Genomic DNA, 7,416 nt, shown 5'->3' with positions numbered 1-7,416 from the left:
CCGCCCCCCGCCCCCCGGCCCCCGCGAAGCCACTCCGGCTCGGCAGCCCGCGCCCCCGCCTGCGCATGGTCGGCGTCGCCCTCGCCCTCGTCCTGACCGCCTTCGTCGTCCGCCTCCTCCAGGTCCAGGCGGTCGACGCGAGCACGTACACCGCGAAGGCGGAGCAGAACCGGTACGTCGGACAGGTGCTCGCGGCCGAGCGCGGCGAGATCACCGACCGCAGCGGTGTCGCCCTCGCGAGCAGCGAGGACGCGTACGACATCACCGCCGACCCGACGATGTTCTCGGCGAAACAGCTGAAGATCGACGACGGCCCCGAGCAGGCCGCCGCCCTCCTCGCCCCGATCCTCGGCCAGGACCAGGCCGACCTGGTGAAGAAGCTGCGGCCGAAGAACTCGGCGTCCCGGTACGCGAAGCTGGCCTCCCGGCAGACCCCGCAGGTCTGGAAGCAGATCCGCGACCTGCGGGCGACCCTCGCGACCAAGGCGAGCACGGACAAGACCGTCGTGAACGTCCTCGGCGGTGTCTTCTCGGTCCCCAGCAGCAAGCGCGTGTACCCCAACGGCGACCTCGCCGCCGGGATACTGGGCTGGGTCAACGCGGAGGGCGTCGGCGGCGGTGGCGTCGAGCAGCAGCTCAACAAAATGCTGGCCGGACAGGACGGCAAGATCCGGTACGCCCAGTCCGGCGGACGGCAGGTGCCGACGGCCGGGTCGACGGAGACCCCCGCGGTCCCCGGTTCGGACATCGAGCTGACCATCGACCGGGACATCCAGTGGGCCGCGCAGAACGCGATCACCGAACAGGTCCAGAAGTCGAAGGCCGACCGGGGTTACGTCATCGTCCAGGACACCCGCACCGGCGAGATCCTCGCCATGGCCAACTCCCCGGGCTTCGACCCCAACGACCTGTCGTCCGCGACCTCGGCGAACATGGGCAACGCGGCCGTGCAGGACGCCTACGAGCCCGGCTCCACCGCCAAGGTCGTCTCGATGGCGGCCGTCCTGGAGGAGAACGCGGCGACGCCGCTGACCCAGGTCACCGTCCCGAACCGGCTGCACCGCGGTGACCGGCTGTTCCAGGACGACATCGACCACGCGACCTGGTACCTCACCCTCAACGGAGTCCTCGCGAAGTCGTCCAACATCGGGACGATCCTCGCGACCGGGCAGCTCGGCAAGACGCAGCCCGAGGCCAACCAGGTCCTCTACTCCTACCTGCGCAAGTTCGGCGTCGGACAGCCCACCGGGCTCGGCTTCCCCGGCGAGACCCGGGGCATCCTCGCCCCGGCCGCCGACTGGTCGACCTCCCAGCAGTTCACGATCCCGTTCGGCCAGGGCATGTCCGTGAGCGCCCTCCAGGCGGCCTCCGTGTACTCGACGATCGCCAACGGCGGCGTCCGCATCGAGCCGACGCTCGTGCGCGGCACGGAAGGCCCCGACGGCCGCTTCACGCCCGCCCCCGCGCCGAAGACCTCACGCGTCGTCAGCCAGAAGACCGCGACGACGCTGAGCCGGATGCTGGAGTCCGTGGTCGACGACCGCGAGGGCACCGGCACCAAGGCCCGCATCCCCGGTTACCGGGTGGCCGGCAAGACGGGCACCGCGAACCGAGTCGATCCCGCTACCGGCACGTACAAGGGGTACACGTCCTCCTTCGCGGGTTTCGCGCCCGCCGACAACCCACGCGTCACCGTCTACTGCGCCATCCAGAACGCGACGAAAGGCAGCTACTTCGGCGGCCAGATCTGCGGGCCGATCTTCAAACAGGTCATGGAGTTCGCCCTGAAGACCCTCCAGGTCCCGCCCACCGGGACGAAGCCCGCCAACCTGCCGGTGACCTTCACACCGTGAAAGACGACCCGCCCCTCCCGTTCAGCGCCGAACAGCCAGGAACCGCCCGTGACCATGATCACTCCCGATCCGGGGACCGCCCCGGGGAACCCGTCCTCGCTTCGCTCCGGAGCGGGTCGGCCCGGTACGCTCACCGCCGTGCCACACGCTGATCAGTCCCGAACCCACCAGACACCCCGGCCCGCGCAGGTCGCCGCGACACCCCTCGCGGACCTCGCCGGCCGGCTGGGCGCGCGGCAGCCGGAGAGCGGCGGTGAGGTCACGGGCATCACCCACGACTCGCGCGCCGTCCGCCCCGGCGACCTGTACGTCGCCCTCGCGGGCGCCCGCATGCACGGCGCCGACTTCGTCGCCCAGGCCGCGAGCCAGGGCGCCGCCGCCGTCCTGACCGACCCGGCGGGCGAGGAACGCGCCGCCGCGACCGGCCTGCCGGTCCTCGTCGTCGACGACCCGCGCGGACGGATGGGTGAACTGGCGGCCGACATCTACGGCCGTCCGGGCGAGGGCCTGCTCCAGATCGGCATCACCGGCACCTCCGGCAAGACCACCACCGCCTACCTCGTCGAGGGCGGCCTGCCGAAGCCCGCCGGGCTCATCGGCACCGTCGAGACCCGCATCGGCGACGAGAGCGTCAAGTCCGAGCGCACCACCCCCGAGGCCACCGACCTCCAGGCCCTCTTCGCCGTCATGCGCGAACGCGGCGTCGAGGCGGTCGCCATGGAGGTCTCCAGCCACGCGCTGGCCCTCGGCCGGGTCGACGGCTGCGTCTTCGACGTCGCCGTCTTCAACAACCTCAGCCCGGAGCACATGGAGTTCCACTCCGGCATGGAGGACTACTTCCGGGCCAAGGCGCAGCTGTTCACGCGCCGGCGCAGCAGGCTCGGCGTCGTCAACCACGACGACGAGTACGGGCGCAGGCTCGTCAGCGAGGCCGAGGTGCCGGTCGTCACCTTCTCCGCCGAGGGCCACCCGGACGCCGACTGGCGTGCGGTGGACGTGCACATCGGGGCGATGGACTCGGAGTTCACGGTCGTCACCCCCGACGGGACGCGGATCGTCGCCAAGTCCCCGATCGCCGGCCCGTTCAACGTGGCCAACAGCCTCGCCGCGATCGTCGCGCTGGCGAGCGCCGGAGTCGATCCGAAGGCCGCCGCCGACGGCGTCGCCGCGGTGCCCGGCGTGCCGGGCCGGCTGGAGCGCGTCGACGCCGGGCAGCCGTACCTCGCGGTCGTCGACTACGCGCACAAGACGGACGCCGTCGAGTCGGTGCTGAAGGCGCTGCGCAAGGTCACCAAGGGGCGGCTGCACATCGTGCTGGGCTGCGGCGGCGACCGGGACGTCACGAAGCGCGCCCCGATGGGCGCGGCTGCTGCCCGGCTCGCCGACACGGCCGTCCTGACCTCCGACAACCCCCGCTCCGAGGACCCTCTCGCGATCCTCACCGCGATGCTGGACGGCGCCGCCTCGGTGCCGGCCCATGAGCGCGGTGAGGTGCTCCTGTTCGAGGACCGGGCCGCGGCGATCGAGGCGGCCGTGGGCCGCGCGCACGCCGGGGACACCGTGCTGGTCGCGGGCAAGGGCCACGAACAGGGCCAGGACATCGCCGGGGTGGTGCGTCCCTTCGACGACCGCCAGGTGCTTCGAGAAGCCATCCAGAAGACCCAGGGATGAACTTGTGATCGCCCTCTCCCTCGCCGAGATCGCTGAAGTCGTCGGCGGGCAGATCCACGCCATACCGGACACCTCCGCGCGCGTCACGGGCCCCGTCGTCCGCGACTCCCGCGAGGCCGGTCCCGGCAGCCTCTTCGTCGCCTTCGCCGGCGAGCGCGTCGACGGCCACGACTACGCGCGGCAGGTCGTCGACGCGGGCGCGGTCGCCGTCCTGGCGTCCCGTCCGGTGGACGCGCCCGCGATCGTCGTGGACGACGTCCAGAGCGCCCTCGGCGCCCTCGCCCGGCATGTCGTACGGCAGCTCGGTGCGACGCTCGTCGCGCTGACCGGCTCGGCGGGCAAGACCAGTACCAAGGACCTCATCGCCCAGGTGCTGAGCAGCCACGCGCCGACCGTGTACACGCCGGGTTCGCTCAACAACGAGATCGGGCTGCCGCTGACCGCGCTGAGCGCCACTCAGGACACGCGTTACCTGGTCCTGGAGATGGGCGCCCGAGGCATCGGTCACATCAGCTACCTGACCGGGCTGACGCCCCCGAAGATCGGCCTCGTCCTCAACGTCGGAACCGCCCACATCGGCGAGTTCGGCGGCCGGGAGCAGATCGCGCAGGCGAAGGGCGAACTCGTCGAATCGCTGCCCGCTGATGGTGCGGCGATTCTCAACGCCGACGACCCCTTGGTCCGGGCCATGGCCTCCCGAACGTCGGCGAAGGTGGTCCTTTTCGGCGAGAGCGACGAAGCGGACGTACGCGCCGAGAACGTGCGACTCACGGACAGCGGACAGCCCGCGTTCAGGCTTCGCACACCCTCCGGTGCGAGTGACGTGACCATGCGCCTGTACGGTGAGCACCACGTGTCGAACGCGCTCGCCGCCGCCGCCGTCGCCCATGAGCTGGGCATGTCCGCCAGTGAGATCGCCACCGCGCTCTCCGGAGCGGGCACCCTCTCCCGCTGGCGGATGGAGGTCACCGAGCGCCCGGACGGCGTGACGATCGTCAACGACGCCTACAACGCGAACCCCGAGTCCATGCGAGCGGCCCTCCGCGCGCTCGTGGCCATGGGCAAGGGGCGGCGGACCTGGGCGGTGCTCGGCAAGATGGCCGAGCTCGGGGACGAGGCGCTCGCCGAGCACGACGCGGTCGGGCGGCTCGCCGTCCGGCTCAATGTCGGCAAGCTCGTGGCGGTCGGCGGCAGGGAAGCCGCCTGGCTGCAACTGGGCGCATACAACGAGGGTTCGTGGGGTGAGGAGTCGGTGCACGTGTCCGACGCACAGGCGGCTGTCGACCTGTTGCGCAGCGAGTTGCGCCCGGGGGACGTCGTGCTCGTGAAGGCGTCCCGATCGGTCGGTCTGGAGAGTGTCGCCGAGGCGCTGCTCGCCGCTGAGGGCGAGGTCTCCGCCCGATGATGAAGCAGATCCTGTTCGCAGGTGTCATTGGTCTGTTCCTGTCGCTGGTCGGCACACCGCTGCTGATTAAGCTGCTGGCCCGCAAGGGCTACGGCCAGTACATCCGCGACGACGGCCCGCGCGAGCACGCCAGCAAGCGCGGTACGCCGACCATGGGCGGTATCGCGTTCATCTTCGCGACGGTCGCCGCCTACTTCGGTGCGAAGCTCATCGCCGGGAAGGCGCCGACCTACTCGGGTCTACTGGTGCTCGGTCTGATGATCGGCATGGGCCTGGTCGGCTTCCTGGACGACTACATCAAGATCGTCAAGCGCCGTTCGCTGGGCCTGCGGGCCAAGGCGAAGATGGCCGGACAGCTGATCGTCGGCATCGGATTCGCGGTGCTGGCGCTCCAGTTCGCGGACAACCGGGGCAATACCCCCGCGTCCACGAAGCTGTCGTTCATCACGGACTTCGGCTGGGCCCTCGGGCCGGTGCTGTTCGTCGTGTGGGCGCTGTTCATGATCCTGGCGATGTCCAACGGCGTGAACCTGACGGACGGTCTGGACGGCCTCGCCACCGGTGCGTCGGTGCTGGTCTTCGGCGCCTACACGTTCATCGGCGTCTGGCAGTACCAGGAGTCCTGTGCCAACGGCGAGACGCTCACCAACCCGAACGCCTGCTTCGAGGTGCGTGACCCGCTCGACCTCGCGGTCGTCTCGGCGGCGCTCATGGGTGCCTGCCTCGGCTTCCTGTGGTGGAACACCTCGCCGGCGAAGATCTTCATGGGCGACACCGGCTCGCTGGCCCTCGGCGGCGTGCTGACCGGCCTCGCGATCTGCTCCCGCACGGAGCTGCTCGTGGCCCTCATGGGCGGCCTGTTCGTCCTCATCACCATGTCGGTCGTCATCCAGGTCGGCTCCTTCAAGCTCACCGGCAAGCGCGTCTTCCGGATGGCGCCACTCCAGCACCACTTCGAACTCAAGGGCTGGTCCGAGGTCCTGGTCGTGGTCCGCTTCTGGATCATCCAGGGCATCTGCGTCATCGTCGGACTCGGCCTCTTCTACGCGGGATGGGCAGCGGACAAGTGACCGACTGGCAGGGAAAGCATGTCGTCGTCGCCGGCCTGGGCGTCTCGGGCGTCCCGGCGGCCAAGGTGCTGCGCGAGCTGGGTGCGGAGGTCACCGTCGTCAACGACGGCGACGACGACCGCTCGCGCGCGCAGGCCGATGAACTCCGGGCGCTCGGCGTCACCGTCTGCCTCGGCGACGGCGCGTCCCTGCCCGACGGCACCGAGCTGATCGTCACCGCACCGGGCTGGCAGCCCGACAAGCCGCTCTTCACGGCCGCTCGCGCGGCGGGCGTCGAGATCTGGGGCGACGTCGAGCTGGCCTGGCGCCTGCGCGGGCCCGACGCGCCGTCCTGGCTGTGCGTCACCGGCACCAACGGCAAGACGACGACGACCCAGATGCTGGCGTCGATCCTCACGGCGGCGGGCCTGCGCACGGCCGCCGTCGGCAACATCGGCGTCTCCCTGCTGGACGCGGTGAACGGCGACTACGACGTCCTCGCCGTCGAACTCTCCAGCTACCAGCTCCACTGGGCGCCCTCCCTGCGCGCCCACTCCGCCGCCGTCCTCAACCTCGCCCCCGACCACCTCGACTGGCACGGCTCCATGGAGGCGTACGCCGCCGACAAGGGCCGCGTCTACGAGGGCAACCGGGTCGCCTGCGTCTACAACGTCGCCGACAAGGCCACCGAGGACCTGGTGCGTGAGGCGGACGTCGAGGAGGGCTGCCGCGCGATCGGCTTCACCCTCGGCACCCCGGGCCCCTCGCAGCTCGGCGTCGTCGAGGGCATCCTCGTCGACCGTGCGTTCGTCGAGAACCGGCACCAGAACGCGCAGGAACTCGCCGAGGTCGCGGACGTCAACCCGCCGGCCCCGCACAACATCGCCAACGCCCTCGCCGCCGCCGCCCTCGCGCGCGCGTTCGGCGTGCCGCCGACGGCCGTCCGGGACGGGCTGCGCGCCTTCACCCCGGACGCCCACCGCATCGCCCACGTGGCGGACGTGGCCGGCGTCGCGTACGTCGACGACTCCAAGGCGACCAACACCCACGCCGCGCAGGCGTCGTTGGCCGCGTACGAGTCGGTCGTGTGGATCGCCGGGGGGCTCGCGAAGGGGGCCGCGTTCGACGAGTTGGTGGCCTCGTCCGCCGAACGGCTGCGGGGGGTCGTCCTGTTGGGCGCGGACCGTGCCCTCATCCGGGAGGCCCTCGCGCGACACGCGCCCGAGGTACCCGTCGTGGACCTCGACCGGACCGACACTGGGGCGATGCTCCAGGCGGTGCGCGAGGCCCAGGGCCTCGCGACCGAGGGCGACACCGTGCTTCTCGCCCCGGCGTGCGCCTCGATGGACATGTTCACCAATTACCACCAGCGCGGGGACGCGTTCGCACAGGCCGTTCGCGAGATCGGCGGCTGAGGGCGGGTTCTCCAGGAAATCAG

5 protein-coding genes are annotated in these 7,416 nt (G+C 71.1%); all 5 read left to right on the top strand.

Going from position 1 to position 7,416, the window contains the following annotated elements; all coding sequences use genetic code 11:
• A partial coding sequence (locus ACVNF4_RS11855) for a peptidoglycan D,D-transpeptidase FtsI family protein (protein WP_461802709.1) occupies window positions 1-1,853 on the top strand: 1,853 nt, incomplete at its 5' end.
• Between the two features lie 48 nt (window positions 1,854-1,901).
• Window positions 1,902-3,524, top strand: coding sequence for a UDP-N-acetylmuramoyl-L-alanyl-D-glutamate--2,6-diaminopimelate ligase (locus ACVNF4_RS11850; protein ID WP_461802708.1), 1,623 nt, complete (start codon window positions 1,902-1,904; stop codon window positions 3,522-3,524).
• 4 nt (window positions 3,525-3,528) lie between these two features.
• Complete coding sequence (locus ACVNF4_RS11845; RefSeq protein WP_461802707.1) at window positions 3,529-4,929, top strand: UDP-N-acetylmuramoyl-tripeptide--D-alanyl-D-alanine ligase; 1,401 nt, start codon at window positions 3,529-3,531, stop codon at window positions 4,927-4,929.
• Window positions 4,926-5,999, top strand: coding sequence for a phospho-N-acetylmuramoyl-pentapeptide-transferase (gene mraY, locus ACVNF4_RS11840; RefSeq protein ID WP_461802706.1), 1,074 nt, complete (start codon window positions 4,926-4,928; stop codon window positions 5,997-5,999). The genes ACVNF4_RS11845 and mraY overlap by 4 nt, the downstream gene beginning before the upstream one ends.
• Complete coding sequence (gene murD, locus ACVNF4_RS11835) at window positions 5,981-7,393, top strand: UDP-N-acetylmuramoyl-L-alanine--D-glutamate ligase (RefSeq protein ID WP_461802705.1); 1,413 nt, start codon at window positions 5,981-5,983, stop codon at window positions 7,391-7,393. Before mraY ends, murD begins: the two co-directional genes overlap by 19 nt.
• Window positions 7,394-7,416: the final 23 nt, after the last annotated feature.

It is taken from the genome of Streptomyces sp. S6 (genome assembly GCF_054880855.1).
This window is presented reverse-complemented; position numbering and strand designations above follow the sequence as displayed.